Source organism: Caulobacter sp. NIBR1757 (assembly GCF_027912495.1).
Taxonomy (GTDB): Bacteria; Pseudomonadota; Alphaproteobacteria; order Caulobacterales; family Caulobacteraceae; genus Caulobacter.
The window spans coordinates 1375346-1399111 of record NZ_CP115463.1 but is presented as its reverse complement, the minus strand read 5'-3'; the positions used below and the strand labels follow the sequence as shown (position 1 = coordinate 1399111).

General features: G+C 67.6%; 23 protein-coding genes. 13 read left to right on the top strand and 10 right to left on the bottom strand.

Annotated features, from left to right (window positions below; translation table 11 throughout):
- Positions 1-24: 24 nt before the first annotated feature.
- Complete coding sequence (gene bioB, locus O5I81_RS06805; RefSeq protein WP_271068191.1) at positions 25-1026, top strand: biotin synthase BioB; 1002 nt, start codon at positions 25-27, stop codon at positions 1024-1026.
- Between the two features lie 342 nt (positions 1027-1368).
- The gene (locus tag O5I81_RS06800) at positions 1369-4143 is read left to right on the top strand and encodes a pitrilysin family protein (RefSeq protein WP_271068190.1); all 2775 of its coding nucleotides are present in this window, start codon (positions 1369-1371) and stop codon (positions 4141-4143) included.
- Between the two features lie 154 nt (positions 4144-4297).
- Here O5I81_RS06800 and O5I81_RS06795 read toward each other — a convergent pair whose 3' ends face one another.
- A complete protein-coding gene (locus O5I81_RS06795; protein WP_271068189.1) occupies positions 4298-4672 on the bottom strand; it encodes an endonuclease domain-containing protein in 375 nt (124 codons plus the stop codon).
- A 209-nt stretch (positions 4673-4881) separates the two neighbouring features.
- Between O5I81_RS06795 and O5I81_RS06790 the strand changes: the two genes are divergently transcribed.
- A complete protein-coding gene (locus O5I81_RS06790; protein ID WP_271067243.1) occupies positions 4882-5835 on the top strand; it encodes a transposase in 954 nt (317 codons plus the stop codon).
- 108 nt (positions 5836-5943) lie between these two features.
- Here the strand turns inward: O5I81_RS06790 and O5I81_RS06785 are convergent, their stop codons facing one another.
- Positions 5944-6249 carry a transcriptional regulator gene (locus O5I81_RS06785; protein ID WP_271068188.1) on the bottom strand — a complete coding sequence of 102 codons (306 nt, stop codon included), beginning with the start codon at positions 6247-6249 and terminating at the stop codon, positions 5944-5946.
- A 24-nt stretch (positions 6250-6273) separates the two neighbouring features.
- Positions 6274-6900 carry a hypothetical protein gene (locus O5I81_RS06780; RefSeq protein ID WP_271068187.1) on the bottom strand — a complete coding sequence of 209 codons (627 nt, stop codon included), beginning with the start codon at positions 6898-6900 and terminating at the stop codon, positions 6274-6276.
- Between the two features lie 193 nt (positions 6901-7093).
- Between O5I81_RS06780 and O5I81_RS06775 the strand changes: the two genes are divergently transcribed.
- Both O5I81_RS06775 and O5I81_RS06770 read left to right on the top strand, forming a co-directional pair.
- Positions 7094-8005 (top strand): glutathione S-transferase family protein, encoded by a 912-nt coding sequence (locus O5I81_RS06775; protein ID WP_271068186.1) that lies wholly within the window; start codon positions 7094-7096, stop codon positions 8003-8005.
- Positions 8006-8094: 89 nt separating this feature from the next.
- Positions 8095-8397 (top strand): putative quinol monooxygenase, encoded by a 303-nt coding sequence (locus O5I81_RS06770; protein WP_271068185.1) that lies wholly within the window; start codon positions 8095-8097, stop codon positions 8395-8397.
- Positions 8398-8694: 297 nt separating this feature from the next.
- Here the strand turns inward: O5I81_RS06770 and O5I81_RS06765 are convergent, their stop codons facing one another.
- A complete protein-coding gene (locus O5I81_RS06765) occupies positions 8695-10491 on the bottom strand; it encodes a long-chain-acyl-CoA synthetase (protein ID WP_271068184.1) in 1797 nt (598 codons plus the stop codon).
- A gap of 377 nt (positions 10492-10868) precedes the next feature.
- Here O5I81_RS06765 and O5I81_RS06760 point away from each other — a divergent pair, with 377 nt between their 5' ends.
- A complete protein-coding gene (locus O5I81_RS06760) occupies positions 10869-11558 on the top strand; it encodes a hypothetical protein (protein WP_271068183.1) in 690 nt (229 codons plus the stop codon).
- A gap of 62 nt (positions 11559-11620) precedes the next feature.
- Here the strand turns inward: O5I81_RS06760 and argF are convergent, their stop codons facing one another.
- The 4 genes from argF to O5I81_RS06740 all read right to left on the bottom strand — a co-directional run bounded on the left by argF (position 11621) and on the right by O5I81_RS06740 (position 15577).
- Positions 11621-12556, bottom strand: a complete 936-nt coding sequence (gene argF / locus O5I81_RS06755) for an ornithine carbamoyltransferase (protein WP_271068182.1) — start codon at positions 12554-12556, stop codon at positions 11621-11623.
- Complete coding sequence (locus O5I81_RS06750) at positions 12553-13728, bottom strand: aspartate aminotransferase family protein (RefSeq protein WP_271069001.1); 1176 nt, start codon at positions 13726-13728, stop codon at positions 12553-12555. The genes argF and O5I81_RS06750 overlap by 4 nt, the downstream gene beginning before the upstream one ends.
- Before the next feature lie 144 nt (positions 13729-13872).
- Positions 13873-14745: a M28 family peptidase gene (locus tag O5I81_RS06745; protein ID WP_271068181.1), complete on the bottom strand. Its 873-nt coding sequence runs from the start codon at positions 14743-14745 to the stop codon at positions 13873-13875.
- 10 nt (positions 14746-14755) lie between these two features.
- Positions 14756-15577, bottom strand: coding sequence for an ABC transporter permease (locus O5I81_RS06740; RefSeq protein ID WP_271069000.1), 822 nt, complete (start codon positions 15575-15577; stop codon positions 14756-14758).
- 237 nt (positions 15578-15814) lie between these two features.
- On the opposite strand from O5I81_RS06740, the gene O5I81_RS06735 reads away from it, so the two are divergent.
- The 5 genes from O5I81_RS06735 to O5I81_RS06715 all read left to right on the top strand — a co-directional run bounded on the left by O5I81_RS06735 (position 15815) and on the right by O5I81_RS06715 (position 19857).
- Positions 15815-16351 (top strand): GcrA family cell cycle regulator, encoded by a 537-nt coding sequence (locus O5I81_RS06735; RefSeq protein WP_271068180.1) that lies wholly within the window; start codon positions 15815-15817, stop codon positions 16349-16351.
- A 98-nt stretch (positions 16352-16449) separates the two neighbouring features.
- Positions 16450-17967: an exodeoxyribonuclease VII large subunit gene (gene xseA / locus O5I81_RS06730; protein WP_271068179.1), complete on the top strand. Its 1518-nt coding sequence runs from the start codon at positions 16450-16452 to the stop codon at positions 17965-17967.
- A 196-nt stretch (positions 17968-18163) separates the two neighbouring features.
- On the top strand, positions 18164-18379 hold the full coding sequence (locus O5I81_RS06725; protein WP_271068178.1) for a DUF2093 domain-containing protein: 216 nt from the start codon (positions 18164-18166) through the stop codon (positions 18377-18379).
- A gap of 311 nt (positions 18380-18690) precedes the next feature.
- Positions 18691-19215 (top strand): M23 family metallopeptidase, encoded by a 525-nt coding sequence (locus tag O5I81_RS06720; protein ID WP_348637282.1) that lies wholly within the window; start codon positions 18691-18693, stop codon positions 19213-19215.
- Between the two features lie 150 nt (positions 19216-19365).
- The gene (locus tag O5I81_RS06715) at positions 19366-19857 is read left to right on the top strand and encodes a response regulator (RefSeq protein ID WP_271068177.1); all 492 of its coding nucleotides are present in this window, start codon (positions 19366-19368) and stop codon (positions 19855-19857) included.
- 89 nt (positions 19858-19946) lie between these two features.
- Here the strand turns inward: O5I81_RS06715 and O5I81_RS06710 are convergent, their stop codons facing one another.
- Entirely contained in the window at positions 19947-20888 is a 942-nt protein-coding gene (locus tag O5I81_RS06710; RefSeq protein ID WP_271068176.1) for a lysophospholipid acyltransferase family protein, read from the bottom strand.
- Between the two features lie 151 nt (positions 20889-21039).
- On the opposite strand from O5I81_RS06710, the gene O5I81_RS06705 reads away from it, so the two are divergent.
- Positions 21040-21426 (top strand): helix-turn-helix transcriptional regulator, encoded by a 387-nt coding sequence (locus O5I81_RS06705; RefSeq protein WP_271068175.1) that lies wholly within the window; start codon positions 21040-21042, stop codon positions 21424-21426.
- 169 nt (positions 21427-21595) lie between these two features.
- Entirely contained in the window at positions 21596-22501 is a 906-nt protein-coding gene (locus O5I81_RS06700) for an SDR family NAD(P)-dependent oxidoreductase (RefSeq protein ID WP_271068174.1), read from the top strand.
- Between the two features lie 273 nt (positions 22502-22774).
- On the opposite strand, the gene O5I81_RS06695 is transcribed toward O5I81_RS06700, so the two are convergent.
- Positions 22775-23659, bottom strand: a complete 885-nt coding sequence (locus O5I81_RS06695) for a helix-turn-helix transcriptional regulator (RefSeq protein WP_271068173.1) — start codon at positions 23657-23659, stop codon at positions 22775-22777.
- Positions 23660-23766: the final 107 nt, after the last annotated feature.

The following is a 23766-nucleotide window of genomic DNA, read 5'->3' as shown; positions in this document are numbered from 1 at the left end:
CCGTCCCCAGCTTGAGGCCGCCTCATGAACGCCCCCGTCCAGTTCGTTGACCCCGCCCTGCCCCGCCACGACTGGCGCAAGGACGAGATCGAGGCGCTGTTCGAGCTGCCCTTCATGGAGCTGGTCTTCCAGGCCGCCCAGGTGCACCGCCGCTGGTTCGATCCCTCCGAGCTGCAGCTGTCCCAGCTCCTCTCCGTCAAGACCGGCGGCTGCGCCGAGAACTGCGGCTACTGCAGCCAGTCGGCCAGCTTCAAGACCGGCCTGCAGGCCTCCAAGCTGATGGACGCCGACACCGTCATCGCCGCCGCCAAGGCCGCCCAGGCCGGTGGCGCGCAACGGTTCTGCATGGGCGCCGCCTGGCGCGACCTGAAGGACCGCGATCTGCCGAAGGTCGCCGCCATGATCGGCGGGGTGAAGGCGCTCGGCCTCGAGACCTGCGCCACGCTGGGCATGCTGACCGCCGACCAGGCCGTCGCCCTCAAGGACGCCGGCCTCGACTACTACAACCACAACCTCGACACCTCGCCGGAGTACTATGGTGAGGTCGTCACCACCCGCACCTACCAGGACCGCCTGGACACGCTGGCCCACGTCCGCGACGCCGGCATGAGCACCTGCTGCGGCGGCATCGTCGGCATGGGCGAGACCCGGTCCGACCGCGCCGGCCTGCTGCACCAGCTGGCCACCCTGCCCGCCCACCCCGACAGCCTGCCGGTCAACGCCCTGGTCCCTGTCGGCGGCACCCCGCTCGGCGACCGGATCAAAGTCGAGGGCGAGCTGGACGGCATCGAATTCGTCCGCACCATCGCCGTCGCCCGCCTCGTTTGCCCCAAATCGATGGTCCGCCTCTCGGCCGGCCGCGAAGGCATGAGCAAGGAACTGCAGGCCCTCTGCTTCCTGGCCGGCGCCAACTCCATCTTCGTCGGCGGCAAACTGCTGACCACGCCGCTGCCGGGGATGGACGAAGACACTTTGATGCTGGCCGACCTTGGCATGCGTCCGATGACGATGGGCGCGCAGGCCTGACGCGCCAGCGGCGCGCCCTTCTCCCGCTTGTCGGGAGAAGGTGGCCCCCGAAGGGGGTCGGATGAGGGCAGCGCCAGCCCCTCATAGCGATCCACGTTCTGGCTCCGGCCCCGCCACCGCCGACCGTCAAAGGCCGGTGCTGCCCTCATCCGACGGCCTTGGCCTGTCCTCGGGTCGGCTTCGCCGAGCCCGGGGGCCGCCACCTTCTCCCGACAAGCGGGAGAAGGAATCGAGCCTGCCGCCGCCTTCCATGACAAAACCGTAATCCCCATCCGCCCCCATTCCCCTTAGGTTGCGCCATCCGCGGGGCCGTCCCCGCAGCTTCCAGTCCCGGGGACTTTCATGCATCTCGCCAAACGCCTGCTCGCGGCGACCGCTGTCGCGGCCCTGCTCACCTCGCCGCTCGCCTCGCCGGTCCTGGCCGCCACCAAGGCCCCCACGCCCGCCGTCGCCACGCCGGCCCTGCCCAGCATCGACATCCCCTATACGAAATTCGTCCTCGCCAACGGCCTGACCGTCATCGTCCACGAAGACCACAAGGCCCCCATCGTGGCGGTCAACATCTGGTACCACGTCGGGTCCAAGAACGAGCCCAAGGGCCGCACCGGCTTCGCCCACCTGTTCGAACACCTGATGTTCAACGGCTCCGAGAACGCCAACACCGACTGGTTCAAGGCGCTGGAAAAGCTCGGCGCCACCGACATGAACGGCACCACCAACACCGACCGCACCAACTATTTCCAGAACGTGCCGACCGCCGCCCTCGACCAGGTGCTCTACCTGGAAAGCGACCGCATGGGCTGGCTGGTGAACGCCATCGACCAAGCCAAGCTCGATGAGCAGCGCGGCGTCGTCCAGAACGAAAAGCGCCAGGGCCAGAACCAGCCCTACAGCATCGCCTGGGACATCATCACCGCCAGCACCTACGACGGCGACCATCCCTACGGCCACACCGTCATCGGCGAGATGACCGACCTCGACGCCGCCTCGCTGACCGACGTCAAGGACTGGTTCAAGACCTACTACGGCGCCGCCAACGCCACCATCGTGCTGGCCGGCGACATCACCCCCGAGCAGGCGAAGGCCAAGGTCGAGAAGTACTTCGGCTCCATCCCGGCCGGCCCGCCGGTCACCCACCAGAAGGCCTGGGTCGCCAAGCGCACCGGCAGCCAGCGCGCCGAGGTCCAGGACCGCGTCGCCCAATCCCGCTGGTACCGCGTCTGGAACACGCCGCAGACCGGTTCGAAGGACAACGACTACCTCTCCCTGCTCAGCGACGTGCTGGCCTCCGACAAGTCGGCCCGCCTCTACAAGCGCCTGGTCTATGAAGACCAGATCGCCACCGCCGTCAGCGCCTTCCAGGCCGAAGGCGAAATCGGCTCGACCTTCCACATCCAGGTCACCGCCAAGCCCGGCGTGCCGCTGGAGAAGATCGAGGCGGTCGTGGAAGACGAAATGGCCAAACTCCTGCGCGACGGGCCCACCGCCGCCGAGCTGAACAAGATCAAGGTCGATCGCACCGCCGGCTTCGTGCGCGGCGCCGAGCGCATCGGCGGCTTCGGCGGCAAGTCCGACATCCTGGCCGAAAACCAGGTCTTCCGCGGCAGCCCCGACGCCTACAAGGAAACCTTCGAGACCTGGAAGGCCGCCACCCCGGCCGACATCAAGCAGGCCGCCAATACCTGGCTGACCGACGGCGACTTCACCCTCGAACTGACCCCCTACCCGTTCCAGGACGCCACGGTTCCGGAAGGCAAGCGCGAGCCGGCCCCGCCGGTCGGCCCGATCGCCGCCGCCGTCTTCGACAAGTACGAGACCGCCACCCTGTCGAACGGCATGAAGGTCATGCTGGCCCGCCGCACGGCCGTGCCGGTCGTCGAGCTGTCGATGATCTTCCCGGGCGGCTACGCCAACCTGCCGGCCGGCGACCGCTCGGTGCCGGGCCTGACCATGAACATGATGGACGAGGGCGCCGGCAATCGCGACGCCCTGACCATCAGCCGCCAGCAGTCGGAACTGGGCGCCAGCCTGTCGACCGGCGGCGGCTCGCTGTTCAGCTCGGTCGGCCTGTCGGCGCTCAAAGCCAACCTCGCCCCCTCGCTCGACCTGATGGCCGACGTGGTCCTGCGCCCGACCTTCCCGCAGGCCGAGCTCGACCGCCTCAAGAAGCTGGAAATCGCCGCCCTGCAGCGCTCCAAGCAGCAGCCGCAGACGGTGGCCTTCCGCGTCTTCGCCGAGAAGGTCTACGGGCCGACCCACCCCTACGGCATCAACGTCACCGACGAGACGATCAACAGCGTCTCGCGCGAGGACCTGGTCGCCTTCCACAAGGCCCAGCTGAACCCCAACGGCGCCATGCTGGTCGCCGTAGGCGACATCACCATGCCGGAACTGGTCAGCAAGCTGGAGGCCCGCTTCGGGTCCTGGACATCGCCGACCCCGGCCGTGCGCGCCGCCCTGCCCGCCCCGACCCCGGCCCAGAAGGCCATCTACCTGGTCGACAAGCCCGGGGCCCAGCAGACCACCATCCTGGCCGCCATCCCCGCCGCCGCCCGTGACGAGACCACCGAGCGGTCGGTCGAGCTGATGAACAACGTCTTCGGCGGATCGTTCGTCAGCCGGCTGAACATGAACCTGCGCGAGGACAAGCACTGGTCCTACGGCGCCAGCAGCTTCATGAACGGCTCGCTCGGCCCGCGCGCCTTCGTCGCCTTCTCGGGCGTCCAGACGGACAAGACCAAGGAGTCGATGGTCGAATTCCGCAAGGAGTTGACCGAGGTCGGCACGACCCGGCCGATCACCGCCGAGGAACTGGCCAAGGCCCAGACCGACATGACCCAGTCGCTGCCCGGCCAGTGGGAAACCGGCGGCGCGGTCCTGGGCTCGCTGTCCAGCCTCTACACCCTGGAACGCCCCGCCAACTTCTGGGACCTCTACGCCCCCGGCCTGAAGGCCGTCGACGTCGCCGGCATCAACGCCGCCGCCAAACGCGTGGTCAAGGCCGACGACGTCATCTGGGTCGTGGTCGGGGATCGCGCCAAGATCGAGAAGGACCTCAGGGGCCTGGGCTACGGCCCGGTGATCGTGGTCGATGCGGACGGGAAGGTTGTGAAGTAGTCACCCCGCCACTGCTGAAAGCAAGAGCCGGCCCCTCACGGAGCCGGCTCACTTTTTGGCCCCGTCGGCGCCGCAACCGCGGCCCTTCTCCCGCTTGTCGGGAGAAGGTGGCCCCCGAAGGGGGTCGGATGAGGGCAGCACCGGCCCAGGCCGATTAGCGCCCCGCCGCCACCCGAATGGTCTCCAGCACCTTCGCCGTATCGCTGCCGATCTCGGAATTCTTGAACCGCAGAACCCGATATCCGGCAATCCGCAGCCGCACGTCCCGCTCCCGGTCGTAGGCGCTGTCCTCATGCGTCGGCCCATCGGCCTCGACGATCAGCTTCGCCTCAAAACACAGGAAGTCGGCGATATACCCAGCAATGGGAACCTGCCGCCGGAACTTCAGCCCAGCCAGCTTCCGCCCCCGAAGATGCTTCCACAGCCAAGCCTCATTCGAGGTGGGCTCGTGCCGCATAACCTTCGCTCTGATCTGGTTCTGCACCGTGAACATAAACAGAACATTGATCTGTGGAACGCCAGTCGTCAAGAGCCGGCGCTGCCCTTGTTTGTAGAACGCCTGCTACTGTCTGGCTGATCCGGGATGTCCGTCTGGCGCACCACCGCCAGACGGACCGCCATCGGAGGGGCCGATCTGCCCTGAGCCTTTTGGGCTGAGGATGAGCTGGGCCGCCGTTGGCCTTCAATGACCCGGATAGTTGCAGGGACGATAGGGTCCGGAGCCACAAGGAGGGGTCGTTGAAGAAGGATCAGGTTAGCACGAAGTGTGGTGGGGTCGATGTCTGCAAGCTTTGGCTGGACGCGGCGGAACACGGTCTTGAGGACAGTCTGCGGGCGCCCAACACGGCTGAAGGCATTGCCGAGCTGATCGGCTGGTTCAAGGCGCGTGGCGTTGTCCGCGTCGGGTTCGAGGCGACGGGAGGCTTTGAGCGCAAGCTGTTGCTGGCTCTGGAGGCCGAGGGGCTTGAGGTGGTGATGTTCCAGCCACTCCAGGTGCTGGCCTTTGGCCGGTTCAAAGGTCGCAAGGCCAAGAACGACGAGAAAGACGCCCGGCTGATCGCCGCGGCGACCGCCCAGTGCGACACGGTCAAGGCCGCCAGCGATCCGCTGCTGATGGAGCTGGCCGAGCGGTTCACGGTCTACGAGCGGATCAGCGAGACAGTCGCCCAGTTCAAGACCTTTGCTCAACAGCTGGACGGAGAACCCCACAAGGCCGAGGTGAAAGCCCAGATCCTCTCCCTGGTCGCCGCCAAGACGCGTCTGGCCAGGCAAATCATCGCGGCGATCAAGGCGGCGCCGCACCTGGCCCAGCGCTACGGACTGCTGATGTCCATCCCCGGCATCGGTCCGCTGATTGCCGCCAGCCTCGTGGTCCGCATGCCTGAGCTTGGCTCGATGGAATTTGGTCAGGCCGCCTCGATGCTTGGAACAGCGCCCTACGACCGGGACAGCGGCAGCTTCAAGGGCCGCCGCTTCATCGGTGGGGGGCGAGAGCGGCCCAGGCGGATGATGTACATGGCCGCCCTGACCGCCATCCGTCATGACGCCGGCTTCAAAGCCTTCGCCACAAGGCTTGTCTCCGCCGGCAAAGCCAAGAAGGTCGCCATCGTGGCGGTGATGCGTAAACTCATCGAGGCTGCAAACCTCGTCCTCAAGCGCAACACGCCATGGGTGACAAGAACCGCCAACTAAACATAGTTGCTCATCCGACCCCCTTCGGGGGCCACCTTCTCCCGACAAGCGGGAGAAGGAACCGTGTCTGGCCGGCCCCGCAGGGCCGTCGCCCTTGCTTGTCGGCCCCTACCCCTCGCGCCCCTCAACCAGCGCCGCCATGGCATCGAGGTACCTCCGAAACGCCCCCCGCCCGCTGTCGGTGATGCTCACCCTCGTCAACGGCTTGCGATCCACGAAGCTCTTGTCGATCGCCACGAACCCCGCGTCCTCCAGCTTCCGCAGGTGCGCCGACAGGTTCCCGTCCGTCGCCTGCAGCTTGGCCTTCAGTCCGTTGAAATCGGCCGAGCCGGCGCCCGACAGGTAGGCCATGATCCCCAGCCGCACCCGGCCGTGAATGACCTCGTCGATCTTGTCGATATCGAACTCGTCCATGACGCGGACCTTTCCTGCCCGAGCCTAGATCGTGTCCGACGGTTCCTGCCGCAGCAGGATGAACCCCGGCAGCGCCGCCAGCAGCAGCAGCGCCGCCGCATAGCCCAGCATCAGATACGGGCTGGCCGCCAGCAGACCCATGACCACCGCCGAGGCGAACGACCCCAGCGCCACGAGGCGGATCCAGGTCTTGCCGCTGAGGTCCGCCGCCACGCTCCAGGCCGAGCCGTACAACGCCAGGATCAGCACCGGGAAGACGTTGAAGATGGCTCCGTTCTTCGTGACCCAGGCCATGGCGAACAACGCCAGGAACATGGTGAAGATGGCGAACCCGACCGCCGACCAGGCCGAGCCGGTCGCCTTGTTGACCGAGGAGTTGGCCCCCGGCTGGGTGGTGACGCGCTTGACCAGCAGATGGCAGATGACCCCGAACAAGGCCCCGAAGCCGAGCCAGTTGATCATCAGCGCCCAGTCCGGAACCCGCAGCACCTGTTCGGTGATCGCCCAGTGAACCACCGAGGCGGCCGCGAAGATGATCCCCGCCGCCAGCGTGACCCCGCCGCCCAGCAGCGGAACCTGCGTCCCCTCCTCGGCCAGCGCCCGCATGAAGGCTATGTCGTCGCGAACCGACTGGATCTGATCTTTGGTCATCGGGGGCGAATCCTCGAAAAGCCCTTGCTGTTGACCGGGATATAGACACGTCACTTTGTATTGTAAAGTGCTTTTCTTCGTCATCCCGGCCGCAGCGCGAAGCGCGGAGAGCCGGGACCCAGGGGATGACGGAAAGCGTTTGGTTGACGTGCGGTCGCCGCGCCTATGCTGGCGAAAAATCGAGGAACCGCCGATGACCACCCCGATCCTGCACCACTACGACACCTCGCCGTTTTCGGAGAAGGTCCGCCTGCTGTTCGGCCTCAAGGGCCTGGCCTGGTCATCGGTGATCATCCCGGTGATCATGCCCAAGCCCGACTTCACGCCCCTGACCGGCGGCTATCGCCGCACCCCGGCCCTGCAGATCGGGGCCGACGTCTATTGCGACACCCAGGTGATCCTGGCCGAACTGGAGCGTCGCTTCCCCGAGCCCAGGGCGGTGAACGGCGGCCTCGACTGGGCGATCAACCTGTGGGCCGACCGGCTGTTCTTCCAGACCACCGTGCCGATCATCTTCGGCGAGCTGGGCGACAATGTCCCGGCCGACTTCATCAAGGACCGCGAGGCCCTGTCCGGCCGTCCCTTCGATACAGCCGCCATGAAGTCGGTCGCCCCGGCCCTGACCGCCCAGTGGCGGGCCCAGGCCGGCTGGATCGAGGACCAGCTCGCCGCCGCCCCCTGGCTGTCGGGCGACCGCTGCGGCCTCGCCGACATCGCCGCCTACATGAACGTCTGGTTCCTCGGCCGCAGCCTGCCGCATATGGTCGAACGCTTCACCACAGGCCTGCCCCGCCTGGCCGACTGGCAGGGACGCGTCGCCGCCCTCGGCCACGGAACCCGCACCGAGCTCTCCGGCCCTGACGCCCTGGCTGTCGCGAAGGCCGCCGAGCCCGCCCCCGCCCCGGCCCACGACGCCGCCAATCCGCAAGGCCTGACGGTGGGCCAGGCCGTCATGGTCATGGCCGACGACTACGGCCGCGACCCGATCCGCGGAACCCTGGTCGCCGCCGCCCTCGACCGCACCGTCATCGCCCGCGAGGACCCGGCGGTGGGGACGGTCCACGTCCACTTCCCGAAGACGGGGTATCTGGTGTTCCCGGCCTAGGGTCGGGAAACGGCCAAGGTCCGCAAGCGAACCATTGCGGTCAGCTGGCCCGTCGAATAGCAGGGGTCTCCGGACGCAAAGGATGAACCATGGCTGTTGTCGTAATTGGCTCCATGCGGTTTCCGGCGGGGGTCATGGGCGATGTCCGCCCCCATCTTGCCCGGCTTGTCTCCGAAACCCGGAAGCACGATGGCTGCGTGGAATACAACGCGGCCGAGGACGTCAATGACCCCGGTCTGGTACGATTCTCGGAGATTTGGCCGAGCGACGACCTGCTGACCGCTCATCTCCAGGCCCCGCACATCGCGCCGTGGCGGGCAGTCGCGGCCGACTTCGGTGTCTCCGAGCGGACGTTCACCGCTTTCAACGCAACCGACCCGCGACAGGTCTAGCGCCTGGTCGGGCGGCGGCTCAGGTCCGCCATTCCGGCCACCTCGCCCGATGAATATGTCTAGACATATTGTTTTTCGCCCAGATTGGGTCCTGCGTGACGCCAGTCAGAACGTAGGTCGCCGCGATCACATCAGGCCCCACAATCGCCGACGGTCGCCCCACGCCACCCCTACGCACTGACCTACATCCAGCGACACCTCACCCACACGAAAACCACATGAAACCAGCGCCTTGCGAAAACAATCGCGCTGGACGCCCGGCAACCCGGTTATAATCGTAGGCCGCTTCGATAAGCCCTAAAGCTTGATCCCGCCCTCGAGCAGCTTGCCGTACGTCGCCTTGGTCAGCTTCACATAGCCCTTCTTCAGCGGGCTCTTGAAGTAGATCGGGTCGCGGGTTCGCGCGGGATCGAACCCGTCCTCGACGAGATCGACCTTGCGATACTTGAAGGTGCCCGTCGTCTCGATCTGACGCTGCAGGCGGATGAACATCGGCTGGGCGTAGGGCGGCATGTCCTTCTCGACGCGGCTGTAGAGGGCCGCCACGTCGAAGTCGTCATCGACCGTCAGGGCCGCCATCCCGGCCTTGCCGTCCTGGCCGGGCACCGGAACGCCATAGACATTGGCCTCCAGCACCCCCGGCGCCTGGGCCAGTTGCTCGGCCACCTCGGCGGTCGAGACGTTCTCGCCCTTCCAGCGGAAGGTGTCGCCGATGCGATCGACGAAATAGATGTAGCCGTCAGCGTCCTGGCGCATCAGGTCGCCGGTGCGGAACCAGGCGTCGCCCTTCTCGAAGACGTCGTGCAGCACCTTCTTCTCGGTCGCCGCCTTGTCGGCATAGCCGGTGAAGCTGGTCCGCGCGTCGCTGGTGTCGATCTTGCCGATGCACTCGCCGACCTGGCCCGAGCCGCACTCGATGCACAGGCCGTTCGGCCCGCGGATCGGCTGCTCGGTGTCGATGTCGAACTGCACGATGCGGGCGTTGACCCGCTTCTTCAGCCACTTGGGGATCCGCCCGATGGCGCCCACCGTGCCGTCGAAGTTGAACATCGACACGTTGCCCTCGGTGGCCCCGTAGAATTCGAGGACCTCGGGAATGGCGAACCGCTCGACCATCTGGGCCCAGACATCGCCGCGCAGGCCGTTGCCGAAGGCCATGCGGAGTTTGTGATTGCGCTCTTCCGGGTGCGGCTCGGCGTTGACCAGGTAGCGGCACAGCTCGCCGATATAGACGAACATGGTGCAGCCTTCGGCCGCCACGTCGGCCCAGAACTGCGAGGTGGAGAACTTCTTCTTGAGGACGATCGAGCCGCCGGTCAGCAGCGCCGCCCCCATGGCGCACAGGCCGCCGGTGGCGTGGTACAGCGGCAGCACCTGGTAGATGCGGTCGGTCTTCAGGGCCCCCGTCGAGCCGGCGAAGCCGCGCATGTAGAGCTGGGCCCGCATGTGGTTGATGCGGGCGGCCTTGGGCATCCCCGTGGTGCCGCTGGTGTAGATGAAGAGGGCGGTGTCCCTGGCCCGCAGGTCGCCGCGCGCCGTCTGCCGGTCGGGGCGAAGCTGGCTGCAGCTCTTCAGGGCCGTGGTCAGGTCGCGGCGGTCGCCGGAAACGGGGCCCAGGGTCCACTGGTTCATGTGCCGGGCCAGCTGGCCGCGCACCGCCTCGAAGGCCGGCGAGGTGTCGGCGTCGACGATGCAGTGCAGGGCCCCGGAGATGTTCAGGCAGTGGGCCAGCGCAGCCCCGGTCAGGTTGTTGTTGATCAGCGCCGTGGCGATGCCGACCTTGGTCAGGCCGAACCAGATCGGCAGGTATTCCAGCCGGTTGGGCAGGAACAGCGCCACCGTCTGGCCGCGCGTGATGCCCTGGCCCTTGGCCCAGTGGGCGTAGCGGTTGGCGATGGCGTCCATCTCGCCATAGGTCACCGTGCGGCCTTCGAAGGTGATGGCCGGCCGATCCCGGTGCTCGTCGACGGCCCGTTCCAGGTCGTCACAGATCAGGTTGTTGGAGTCGGGGGCAATGGATTTTACCCATTTCAGCGTGCGCCGAAGCCCCTGGAAGAACTTCCAGTCCCGCGCAAGCCGCGCCCTCAGCTTCATGGCAAAGCCCCTCTGATCAACGCCCCCTCAGCAATGCCCGGGGGGCCAACGCCCGGTCAAGGCGAGGTTGGCCCAGAGGTCTTGAAGCGGTGTGAACGTGGCGCCGACACCTCACCTGACAGGCGAGTTTTTCGGCGGAGGCCGATCCGGAGAAGGCGGAAACATGGCGAGGTGCGGTCAGAATAACGGCGAGGTGTGCAAATAGACTTCCGGGAGGCGGACAGTCGTCAACTTTTGACTCCATGAATAAAGCCTTGAGCGGCAAGGCCTTGCGAAGAAATCCCTCGCACAGTGGCTCCCTGGATCGATGTCCATTCGGAACCCCCTCCGCTGAACCTCGTTACCTTCCCCGAGCAATGAGAAGAGAGGAGGCTGTAGTGGCCATCTATCGTGAAACTGCCCAGTCCTTGTTTGGTGACGGCGGCACCGCCTACGACAATCCCAAACCCGCGCGCAAGACCGTGACCGAGCCCGTGCGCACCCGCGCCCCTGAGCCCGCCGCCAAGGCTTTCACCCGTGACACCACCGTCCGGACCGCGCCCGCCGCCGAGTCGAGCTTCATGGCGGCCCCGGCCTACGGTGAGCGCACGACCGCCCGCCGTAGCGGTTCGGCCACCCGCCCGCTGATCATCGCCGGTATCGCCGGCGTCATCGCCTTGGGCGTCGGCGCTGTCGTGCTGATGAACGGCCCCGAGCAGGCTGTGGAGACCGCCGCGGTCACCACCCCGCCGGCCGCCACGCCGACCCCGATGCCGACCCCGGCGCCGGTGGAAAGCACCGCCGCCACCCCGGCTCCGGTTCCTGCCGCGCCCGTGGTTGAACGCGCCTCGACACCGGCTCCGGCCCGCCGCGCCGCCGCGCCGGCCGCCCGTCGCGCCCCCCCGGCCACGGCGCCGGTGGAAGAGGCCACGGTTCCGACCGGCCCGCAGCCCTACAGCAGCGTGACCCCGGAGGCCCCGGCCCCGACGCTGACCATTCCGGCCATCCCGGCCCCGCCGCCGGTCATCGCCCCGGAACCGGTGGCTCCGGCCCCGATCGCCCCGGAACCGACCCCGGTTCCCCAATAGATTTTCCTGCCCTGAACGAACTGGGGCGGCTCCTTCCGGAGCCGCCCCCTTTTCGCGTCCGTTCAGCCGATGGCCCCGAAACACCAGGCCAGGATCGACTTCTGGGCATGGATGCGGTTTTCCGCCTCGTCCCAGATCACCGAGCGGGGGCCGTCCATGACCTCGTCGGTCACTTCCTCGCCCCGGTGGGCCGGCAGGCAGTGCATGAACACCGCGTCCTGGTGCGCCTTGTCCATCAGCGCCTCGTCGACCTGATAGGCCTCGAAGGCGTCGAGCCGGGCTTCCCCGTCGGCGTCGCCCATGCTGACCCAGGTGTCGGCGATCACCGCATGGGCCCCGCGAACGGCGGCCATGGGATCGTCGGTCAGCTCCACCCGGCCCTGCTGCTCGGCCGCGCGGGCCAGGTCGTGCAGGTCGGGATGGTACTGCGGCGGGCAGGCGATGTTCAGCTTGAAGCCGAACTTCGAGGCCGCATGGATGAAGCTGGCGCAGACATTGTTGCCGTCCCCGACCCAGGCCAGGGTCTTGCCCTTCACCGGCCCGAGCTTTTCCTCGAAGGTCAGCAGGTCGGCCATGATCTGGCAGGGATGGCTCTTGTCGGTCAGGCCATTGATCACCGGCACCGTGCTGTTCTGGGCGAACAGCTGGACGTCGTCGTGGCGGTTGGCACGGATCATCACCGCGTCGACCATCCGCGACAGCACCTTGGCGGTGTCGTCGATCGGCTCGCCCCGGCCCAGCTGCATGTCGGCCGCCGTCGAGATCAGGGTCGCGCCGCCCAGCTGGTGCATGGCGGCGTCGAAGCTGAATCGGGTCCGCGTCGAATGCTTCTCGAAGATCATCGCCAGCCGTCGGCCTTTGGCCGGCGCGTCATGATCGACCATGCCGGTCGTCCAGCCACGGCGGCTGGCCTTGCGGGTATGAGCGTCGTCGAGAATGGTCCGGAGGGTCGAGGCTTCGAGCTTCCAGAGGTCGATGAAGTGCCGGACCTCGCTCATGCCGTCGCCTTCGCCCGAACAACCTCGCAGGCCTGTTCCAGCTTGGTCACGGCCTCGCGGGCCTCTTCCTGGGTGATCAGCAGGGACGGCAGCAGCCGCACCAGATTGTCGCCGCCGCCGGCCACCAGCAGGCCCTGGTCACGGGCGATGCCCATGAACTCGCGGTTGTTGGGGATCAGCTTCAGACCGATCAGCAGGCCCTTGCCGCGGATCTCGCTGATCACGTCCGGGAAGCGGTCGGCCAGGCCCGACAGCTGCTGCACGAAGTAGCCCGCCACTTCGCGGACGTGCTGCAGGGTCTCTTCCTTGGCGATCTCGTTGAAGGCGGTCAGGCCGACGGCCATGGCCAGGGGGTTGCCGCCGAAGGTCGAGCCGTGGACGCCCACGGTCATGCCCTTGGCCGCTTCCGCCGAAGCCAGGCAGGCCCCGACCGGGAAACCGCCGCCCAGCGCCTTGGCCACGCACATGATGTCGGGCGCGGCGTCCTCGGCCCACTCGTGGGCGAACAGCTTGCCGGTCCGACCCATGCCGCACTGGACCTCGTCGAAGATCACCAGCACGCCGTGCTCGCGGGTCAGCTGCCGCAAGCCGCGCAGGCAGACTTCCGGCATGGCGCGCGCGCCGCCTTCGCCCTGCACCGGCTCGACGATGATCGCCGCCGTGGTCGGATCGGCGATCGCCGCCTTGATGGCCTCGTGGTCGCCCCACTTCAGCTGGCTGTAGTTTTCCAGCCGGGGGCCGAAGCCCTCGACGTAGCCGGGGTTACCGGCCGCGTTGATGGCCGCGTACGACCGGCCGTGGAAGCTGCCATCGAAGCCGTAGATGACCACCCGCTCGGGGTTGCCGTTGGCGGTGTGGTACTTGCGGGCCGTCTTCAAGGCGCACTCGATGGCCTCGGTGCCGCTGTTGGTGAAGAACACCACATCGGCGAAAGTCTCCTCGCACAGCCGCGTGGCCAGCTTTTCCTGGCCTGGGATGCGGAAGATGTTGGAGGTGTGCCAGAGCTTTTCGCCCTGTTCCTTCAGGGTCGCGACCAGCTTGGGGTGGCAGTGGCCGAGCCCGTTGGTGGCGATGCCCGCCACGCAGTCGAGATACTCGCGCCCGTCCTCATCCCACAGTCGGACACCCTCGCCTCGTTCGACGGCCAGCGGGGCGCGGTTGTAGACGCCCATGATGTGGTCGTTGACGGGCTTGGCGGACTGTTGAGTGGACAAGGTTGCCTCCCAAAAGGTGAAGGCCCCGCAGCGGGTTCGCGACGGGACCGGAAGGCTTGGCGTTGTTGCCTCGGAACGCCGGAATGTCAACGTTTTGGGGCGCTATTTGACCGTTCTGTCAGCCGCCCTGACCAATTCCACCGCCAGCCTGCCGGCCCGTTCGACCGTGGCCGGATCAACCGCGTCCATGTTGTCGTTCGGGGTGTGGATCAGGCCCAGCACCTTGGGGAGGAACCCCGCCTCCATCTGCGAGGTCTTGCCGGCGTTGGCGAACAGCCACAGCTGGTGCGCCTCACGGGCCGGCAGGATGCTGAACGACGTCTCCGGCGCGCCAGCCTTGCGGAAGGCCAGGTGGTCGCTGGGTGGATAGGCCCCGAACGCCAGGCAGTCCTCGGCGGCCGCAAGGCAGGCCTGCCGCACGGCCTTGGCCAGGGCCGGGTCCTTGGGGTCGGCGAAGAAGGGGGTGTCGCCATAGCCGTTGACGTCGAAGTTTATGACCGCCGCCACCCGGCCGCCGTCCGGCCCGGCCACATAGGCCTTGGCGCCGAGGAGGCCCAGCTCCTCCTGGTCGAAGAAGATCACTCGTAGGCGGTGCTTGAGCTTGCCGGCGCCGAGCGTTTTCGCGGCCTGGATGATGGCGACCACCGAGGCGGCGTTGTCGACCACGGCGCCAGCCAGGGTTCCGTCCTTCAGCACCTCGGCGTCATAGTGGGCGGTGAGCAGCAGGTCGCGCTGGCCCTTGCCGAGGGTGACCACGACGTTTCGGCCCTGCATGGGCTTGCCCTTGGGACCGCCCTCGAAGGTCTGGATCTCATAAGCCAGGCCTTCGCGCTTCAGCAACGCTTCCAGCGCCGCCAGCCGCCCGGCCTGGGTCGGCTGAACGAAGCTGGCCACATCTTCGCGGGTACCGGCCGAGGCCGGCAGGCCGGCGAGGCAGAGGGATCCCGCCAGCAGGGCGGTCAGAACAGAACGCATGAAGGTCCCTCTAGGTCTTGAGCCGCCAGCCGGCGCGGAACAGCAGCCAGCAGGTCACCGCCAGCCCGACGGTCAGCACCGCCGTCATCAGTACGCCGGCCGTCAGGTTGCCGTTGGCATGGCCGATGAAGCCGTAACGGAAGCCGTCGATCAGATAGAAGAAGGGGTTGAAATGGCTGGCCGTGCGGAAGGGCTCGGGCAGCTTGTCGACCAGGTAGAAGGTGCCCGACAGGAAGGTCATCGGCATGATCAGGAAGTTGGTGATCGCCGCCAGGTGATCGAACTTCTCCGACCACAGCCCGGTCAGGATGCCGACGAACCCAAGGATCAGCGAGGCGCCGACCCCGAAGTAGAGAATCGCCCAGGGCTGAACGAAGGTCATATGGACGTTGGGCAGCAGGGCGCAGACCACCGCGGTGACGAAACCGACCACGATCCCGCGAGTCCCGGCCCCGAGGCTAAACGCCGCAACCTGCTCCAGGGGCGACAGCGGCGGGGTCATGAAGTCGGACGTCAGCCCCATCATCTTGGCCTGCAACAGGCTGGATGAGGAGTTGGCGAAGGCGTTGTTCAGGATGGTCATCATGATCAGCCCGGGCGCCACGAAGGTCGCGAACGCCACCCCGCTGATCGGCGGCGCGGCGCCGCGCACGGCGACGACAAACACCATCATATACAGCAGGCTGGTGACCACCGGGGCCGCCACCGTCTGCATTCCGACCTTCCAGAAGCGGCGCACCTCCTTGAGGTAGAGCGTCTGGAAACCCGTCCAGTTGAACCCGGCGTAGTCGCGCGGCTGGGGCGGCGTGGGAGCGGCGGCCATATCCTTCATGGCCATCAAATGCGCGCGGGCGCTCCGATGCGCAAGCACCCCCGACCGTGACGGTTCGGCGAACGGCGATTCAACATCTTGATCCTGTGGACAGAATCACTGCCACCCATTGTGTGTCTTAACAAAAGGTTTACGATATCTGGTAGTGAGCAGGTCGAAATGACCTGCCGGACACAAGATATAGGGCCGGTTCGTGTGGGGCTTACCGGTCCGCCTCAAAGCCTGAAGGGGTTATCGATGGGTTGGACCGACGAACGCGTGGATGTTCTCAAGAAGCTGTGGCTGGACGGTCTGTCCGCCAGCCAGATCGCCAAACAGCTTGGCGGGGTCACTCGCAACGCCGTCATCGGCAAGGTCCACCGCCTGGGCCTCAGCGGCCGCGCCGCGCCGTCGCAACCGGCCCGCCCGGTGTTCAAGGCGCCGCGCCCGGCCCGTCCGGTCACCACCGCCACCCCGTCGGCCCCGCGCCGCGTGGTCGAGCCGGTCGTCACCACCACCACCAGCGGCCCGCCCCCGATCGGCAACGCCGCCCCGCCGACCCACATCGTCCGCGTCGAGGCCCCCGGTTCGGCCACCGTGCTGACCCTGGGCGCCCACATGTGCAAGTGGCCGATCGGCGACCCCTCCAGCGACGAGTTCACCTTCTGCGGCCGCCGTGCCAGCGAAGGCGTCTACTGCGTCGACCACGCCCGCGTCGCCTATCAGCCGGCCCAGACCGGCAAGAAGAAGGCCGGCCCCAACGAACTGGCCCGCTCGCTGCGCCGCTACATCTAAAACCCTTCCTCTATGGGGGTGTTCAACGGCGGTGGCCGCAAGGTCGCCGCCGTTGTTCGTTGTTTCCCGCGACTCATCCTTCCCGCTAGAGTCTCCCGGTGACCGACGTCGAAACTCCCGCCAGCAACGCCCAGGCCTATTCCGTCTCGGAACTGGCCTTCGCCCTCAAGCGCACGCTCGAGGACGCCTACGGTTTCGTCCGTCTGCGCGGCGAGCTCTCCAAGGTCACCCACCACTCCAGCGGCCACGTCTACCTGACCCTCAAGGACGAGAAGGCCAGCCTCGACGGCGTCGTCTGGAAGGGTAGCGTACGCAATCTGCAGGTCCGCCCGGAGCAGGGCCTGGAAGTCATCGTCACCGGCCGCATCACCACCTTCCCGGCCGGCAGCCGCTACCAGATCGTCATCGAGACCATGGAGGCGGCCGGCGTCGGCGCCCTGCTCGCCCAACTCGAGCGGCTGAAGGCCAAACTCGCCGACGAGGGCCTGTTCCGCCCCGAACGCAAGCGACCGATCCCGGCCATGCCGGCCGTCGTCGGGGTGATCACCAGCCCGACCGGCGCCGTCATCCGCGACATCCTGCACCGCATCCGCGACCGCTGGCCCTGCCGTGTCGTCGTCTGGCCGGTGGTCGTGCAGGGCGACGCCGCCGCCGGCCAGGTCGCCGCCGCCATCCGCGCCTTCAACGCCATGCAGCTAGGCGGTCCGGTCCCCCGGCCCGACGTGCTGATCGTCGCCCGCGGCGGCGGCTCGGTCGAAGACCTCTGGGCCTTCAACGACGAGGCCTTGGCCCGCACCGTCTTCGAGGGGACCATCCCCCTGATCAGCGCCGTCGGCCACGAGACCGACACCACCCTGATCGACTTCGTCTCAGACCGCCGCGCGCCCACGCCCACCGCCGCCGCCGAGATGGCCACGCCGGTGCTGGCCGAGCTTCGCGCCGCCGTCTCCGGGCTCGACCAGCGTCTGAGCCGCGTCGCCGGCCGGATGATCGAGGACCGCCGCACCCGCCTGGCCGCCAGCGCCCGGGGGCTGCCGCGCCCGCAGGACCTCACCGCCGCCGCCAGCCAGCGCCTGGACTACGCGGCCAGCCACCTCAGCGGCGGCCTGCGCCGTAACCTCGACCTGCACGCCAATCGCCTGGCCGCCATCGCCTCGCCCCTCAAGCCCGGCCTGCTGCAGCGCCGCGCCGATCTGGGCAAGCAGACCCTGACCGCCCTCGGCGCCCGCCTCGACGCCGCCATGCGCCGCGCCTCCGACACCACCCGCGAGCATCAGCGCCTGGCCGACCTCGGCCGCCGCATGGGCCAATGCGCCGACAAGGTGCTCTCCGACCGCCGCCAGCGGCTCGAAGCCCTCGACAAGCTGCGCCTGTCCCTCGACCCCAAGCGCCCCCTGCGCAACGGCTTCGCCCTGGTCACCCGGCCCGACGGCTCGCTGGTTCGCCAGGGCGGCCCGCTGGCCTCCGGCGAGGCGGTCAACCTGATGTTCGAGGACACCACACGCCAGGCGGTGATCGATGGCGAAGGGGGCCATGTCGCCCCACCGCCGCCGGTAGCGAAGGCAGCTCCGAAAAAGGCCCCGCCGCCTCCTACCCAACAAGGCGACCTCTTTTAAATCTGTCATCCCGGCCGGAGCGCAGCGCAGAGCCGGGACCCAGGGGCGGCGCGCAAGAGCAGCTGCACCAGCCTGATCCTTCACCCCCTGGGTCCCGGCTCTCCGCACTCCGTGCTCCGGCCGGGATGACGGAAAGGAAGGGGCAGATTCAACACCCGTCCTTGGCCCGCGCCCTCCCGCGCGCTACATTGCCGCCATGAACGCCTTCGACCGCGACATGGGCCGGGACCTTGCCCAACTCCACTACGGGGACGGTGAATTCGCCATCCTCAAGCCGGGCAAGCATGTGATCTGCGCCGTAACCGGGGTGAAGATCCCGCTCGACGCCCTGCGCTACTGGAGCCCCGAGCATCAGGAAGCCTATGCGGGCCCGGCCGAAGCCCTGAAGCGCTGGAAAGACCTGACCTCCTGAACCGGCGGTCCGCCCTCCTCGGCCTCACCTCGGCGGCCTTCGCGGCCCCCGCCTTCGCGGCGCCCCCGCCCCTGCGCCTCAGCGGGCGTTACCAACAGGGCGGCTTCGCCTTCGGCCACACCGCGCCCCGGGCCGATATCTGGCTGGACGACGAGGCCGTCGGCCGCGCCGGCCCGACCGGCCTGTTCGTCGTCGGCTTCGACCGCGACGCCGCCGCCAGCTCAACCCTGCGCGTCTCCAACGCCGACGGCGCCGTCAGCCATGTCTTCGAACTGACCCCCGGGGACTTCGACATCCAGCGCATCTCGGGCTTGCCCGACGACCAGGTCAGCCCCAGCGACCCGGCCCTGCTGGCCCGGCTGAAGGCCCAGAACGAACTGAAACTGGCCGCCCTGGCCAGCCGCATCGACACCGAGGACTTCCGCCGCGGCTTTTCCATGCCCCTGCCGGCCAGAAGCTGGCGGCGCACGGGCCGGTTCGGCGGCCAGCGCATCCTCAACGGCGAGGCCAAGCGGCCCCACTACGGCACGGATCTCGCCGCGCCGAAGGGCACGGCCATCCTCGCCCCGGCCGGCGGCATCGTCAGCATGGCCCAGACCGGCATGCATTTCGAAGGCGGCCTGACCATGATCGACCACGGTCAGGGCCTGGTCAGCATCTACCTGCACCAGTCGAGAATTCTGGCCCAGGCCGGCCAGCGGGTCGAGCGCGGCACGAAGATCGGCGAGGTCGGCGCGACCGGCCGGGCCACCGGCCCGCACCTCTGCTGGCGCATGACCTGGCGCGGACGGCACCTGGATCCCATGCTCATGGTGGGTCAGGTCGCCCCAGTCTGAGCGCCCGCCCCGGGGGAATTTGCCACCGGTCCGCTATCCTAAACACTCCGGTAAGCATCGCGCCCCTAACTGATCGAACAAGGGTCGCGGCGCGCGTATTTCGCACAGACAGACGGCCCGGTTGTGCACTGGAAGTTGCCTGGGGGCCCAATGTCGTTTGGTCTGGAGTCGCTACGCGTCCTGCTCGTGGACGATAACCCCCACATGCGCTCCATCGTCGCCACCATCCTGAAAGGCGTGGGTGTCCGCCTCGTGCGCGAGGCGCGCGATGGCGCGGAGGGGCTGCAAGCCCTGCGCGACTGGCCGGCCGATCTGGCCATCGTCGATTTCCAGATGCAGCCGCTCGACGGCGCCAGCTTCACCCGCCTCGTCCGGGGCGCCAGCGACAGCATGAACATCTATCTGCCGATCATCATGATGACCGGCTTCGCCGACCGGGGGCGGGTGTTCGAGGCCCGCGACGCCGGCGTCACAGAGATGATCGCCAAGCCCCTGACCACCCGGGCCATCCTGAACCGGATCGAGACGGTGATCATGCGCCCCCGGCCCTTCGTGCGGACAGCCGACTATTTCGGGCCGTCGCGGCGCGGCATCGATGATGTGGTGGTGAAGCCGAAGGTGATGCGCGAACTGGCGATCTAATTAATTGGGGACACGCACCATTTTCCGGTCAGTGTCGGATGTGCGTCCACTCAAGGCGGCGGAAAATGGTGCGTGTCCCCAATTAATTCCTACGGCGGCGGCCCCAGGCCCTTTTCCGCCAGCTCCACATAGGCCGCCTTCGGCCAGCGCCGGTGGACCCAGAACCATTCGCCCGGCCGCTCGCGCACCTGATCCTCGACAAACTTCGTCACCGCCGCCACCCCGGCCGCGATGTCCGCCGTCTTGTCGCCGGTGTCGGGCACCTCGATCGGCTCATGCACCACGGCCCGGAACCGCGCGCCCTTCAGCCGCTGTACGCTCATCGGCTGCAGAACCGTCCCGAAACGAAGCGCCAGGCGGCTGGGGCCGGGCGCCGCCATCACCTCGCGCCCGAAGAAGGGCGCCGCGACGCCGCCGCGATTGAACTTCTGGTCGTTCATCAGGGCCACCGACTCGCCCTTCTTCATGCCTTCCAGCAGCTCCCGCGCCCCGTCGCCGCCCTTCGGCGCGAACAGCCGCACGCCATAGCGGGCCCGACTGTCGCGGATGCGTTTGTCCACATACGGATTGTTGGCCGCCCGGTAGGTCATCTGGCAGACGACGCCGCTGTCGACGATGGCGGCCGGCATCACTTCCCAGTTCGACAGATGGCCCGAAACGAACACCACGGGCTTGCCGCCGTCACGGATCGCCTGCATCCGCTCGCGGCCCACCAGTTCGACCCGTCCCGTCGAGGGCAGGATCCTGTCCATCTGCGGGAATTCGAAGACTGTGCGGCCATTGCTCTCCCACTGGTCGCCCAGAACCTTCTGGCGCCAGGCCTCGTCCTTTTCCGGGAAGGCCAGGATCAGGTTCTGCCAGGCCAGGACATGGGTCCTGGTCATCGGCCCGAAGCGGCGGAACAGCCAGCCGCCCACGTCCGAAGCGAAATCGGTCGGCATCAGCCGCATCAGGAAGGTGAAGACGTCATAGGCCACCGCCTCGGCCCGCCACGTCAGGTCCTGGACCCATGAGACACGTCTGTCACGCATGACCGGTAACTAAGTCACACGCCCGGAGCGCGCAACTTCACACCCGTCCTTCGCCCCCTGCGGGAGCTTGGCACGCCTCCTGCGGCACAGAAGCCTGACCGTACCAAATCGGGACGGCCACAGGCTTTAACCAACAGGGGGTTTCACGCCCATGGGCAACGACATCGACGTTCACCTCGGCAAGCGGCTGCGCCGCCGCCGCCGTCTCCTGGGTCTGACCCAGCAACAACTCGCCGGCTCGGTCGGGGTCCGCTTCCAGCAGATCCAGAAGTACGAGTGTGGCGCCAACCGCATCAGCGCCGCCCGCCTCTGGCAGCTCAGCGAAGCCCTCGAAGTGCCGGTCGGCTACTTCTACGACGGCCTCAGCGAGACCGACCGTCCGCAAGCGGCGGCCAACGATGGTGAAGGCGGCGGCGAGATGTTCGCCCGCAAGGAAACCCTCGACCTGATCCGCGCCTACTACCAGCTCGGCGAGCGCCCGCGCCGCCGCCTGCTCGACCTCGCCAAGTCGCTGAACGGCGACATCGAAGTCGCGTAAAGTAACCTCGTAAAGCTTGTGGCCGGCCAGACTGCCTCTGTGGGGGTGGTCTGGTCACCCAGGCTGACCCTAGCGTCACGCTTGACGCCTTCCCTATTGCGCCGCACAACCCCGCCCGATCTCAAATCCGGGCGTTTCCAAGCCGCCCAGCGCAAGGGAATAGAAATTCATGGCCGACATCCGCTTCGACGGCAAAGTCGCGATCGTCACCGGGGCCGGCGGCGGCCTTGGCCGTCAGCACGCTCTGGAACTGGCCCGTCGCGGCGCCAAGGTCCTGGTCAACGACCTGGGCGGCAGCATGGACGGCTCGGGCGGCGGCTCCGACGCGGCCAACAAGGTGGTCGAGGAAATCAAGGCGCTCGGCGGTGAAGCCATCGCCAACGGCAGCTCGGTTACCGACGACGCCGGCGTCGCCCTGATGGTCAAGCAGGCGATGGACGCCTGGGGCCGCATCGACATCCTGATCGCCAACGCCGGCGTGCTGCGCGACAAGTCCTTCTCCAAGATGACCCTGGAAGACTTCGAGTTCGTGCTCGGCGTCCACCTGCTCGGCACCGTCAAGCCGGCCAAGGCGGTCTGGGAGATCATGAAGGAACAGAATTACGGCCGCATCGTCGTCACGACCTCGTCGTCGGGCCTCTACGGTAACTTCGGCCAGTCCAACTATGGCGCCGCCAAGCTGGGCATCATCGGCTTCATGAACACCCTGAAGCTTGAGGGCCAGAAGAACAACATCCACGTCAACGCCATCAGCCCGGTCGCCGCCACCCGCATGACCGAAGGCCTGATGCCGCCGGAAGTGCTGGAAAAGCTGAAGCCGGAATACGTCACCCCGGCCGTCGTCTACCTGGCCTCGGACGAAGCCCCGACGGGCGCCATCGTCACCGCCGGCGCCGGCGTCTTCGCCCTGTCGCGCATCATCGAGACCGAGGGCGTCTACCTCGGCGAAGGCGGCCTGTCGGTCGAGGAAGTCCGCGACAACTGGGCCAAGATCACCGACGAGACCGGCCAGAAGGCCTATTTCGCCGGCGGCGAACAGGGCCAGAAGTTCTTCCGCAAGATGGCCGGCGGGTGATCGCTGCCTCATCCTGAAGCATTCAAGGGCCGGGCAGCGATGTCCGGCCCTTGTTGTTTGAAGGTTACGCCTCTGGTCTCCCTTCTCCCCTCGCGGGAGAAGGTGTCGGCGTAGCCGACGGATGAGGGGGCTCACCGGCCTCTACGGCGCGTGTGGCAACCGCCTTTCGCAGCTTGAAGACCTATCGACCCCTCATCCGGCCCTTCGGGCCACCTTCTCCCGCAAGGGGAGAAGGGCGCCCCGAGGCGAACCCTTTGACAGTGGATCCTCTGTTCAGGCTCCGGGCTCGGAGAACAGCACGCCCCGCGCGATCGACCGCGCCAGCCCCAGGGTCATCATCCAATCGCCACCCCTGGCCATCTCGCTGGGCCCGAAGTCCCGCGACAGGTGATCCTGGATGGCTTGCGGAACCGTCCCCTCGGCGGCCAGCGGCGGGCTGGCGACCAGCTCGCGGTAGCGGGCCTCGTCGGCCTCGTCATCGCCGCTCAGCGGGCCCAGCCGCTGCAGGATGATGGGGGCGGCGATGATGGTCCGGCCCGGGTCCAGCGCGGTCGACAGGGTGATGCCGTCGATCAGATCGACGGCCGGCTGCGAGACGCCGTTGAAGATGCCGAAGGCCATGGCGCCGCTGGTCAGATCGGTCGAGATGCAGATGATCTGGTTGTGCACCGGCAACAGCCAGCCCTCATATTCGGTTCCGGCGATCCCCATGCGGTAGGCCATCAGGCCCGAGGCGTCGCGGCGCACGATGCCGTGGTCGTGCAGATAGCGACCCGGCATCAGGGCCGATGGCCGCGTCGTGCGGAAGAAGCCCTCGTAGGCGCTCGCCCGGCGGTCGGTCTTGGCGGCGATCTGGTCGAGCAACGGCAACGGCAGGCCGGCGCCGAACCGCGACGGCCGCACATCCGACGGCGCCCCCAGGGCGGCGCCGAAGCCGGCCAGGTCGCGGTCCCAGTCCAGCATGATGAAGCTGGACCGCCGCGCCGCGATCACCGCCGTCAGCCGTTCCAGGTTGTGCGGCGAGGGTCTCACCTGACCGGCCAGCCAGCGGCCGATGACCGACTTGTCGACTCCCAGCTCGGAGGCCATCCGGCTACGGCTCATCGACAGCACCTTGAGCGCCAGGTCCAGCTTGGCGGCGAACGTATCGGTTTGCATGGGTTCCTACCTATCTCACCACGCTACGCGCCGCGACCGAGGCGAGATCAGTAGCGGAAAGTCCCTGCGCGCCGGTGCACGCCGCTGCAACCCCCTGCACGCCGCTG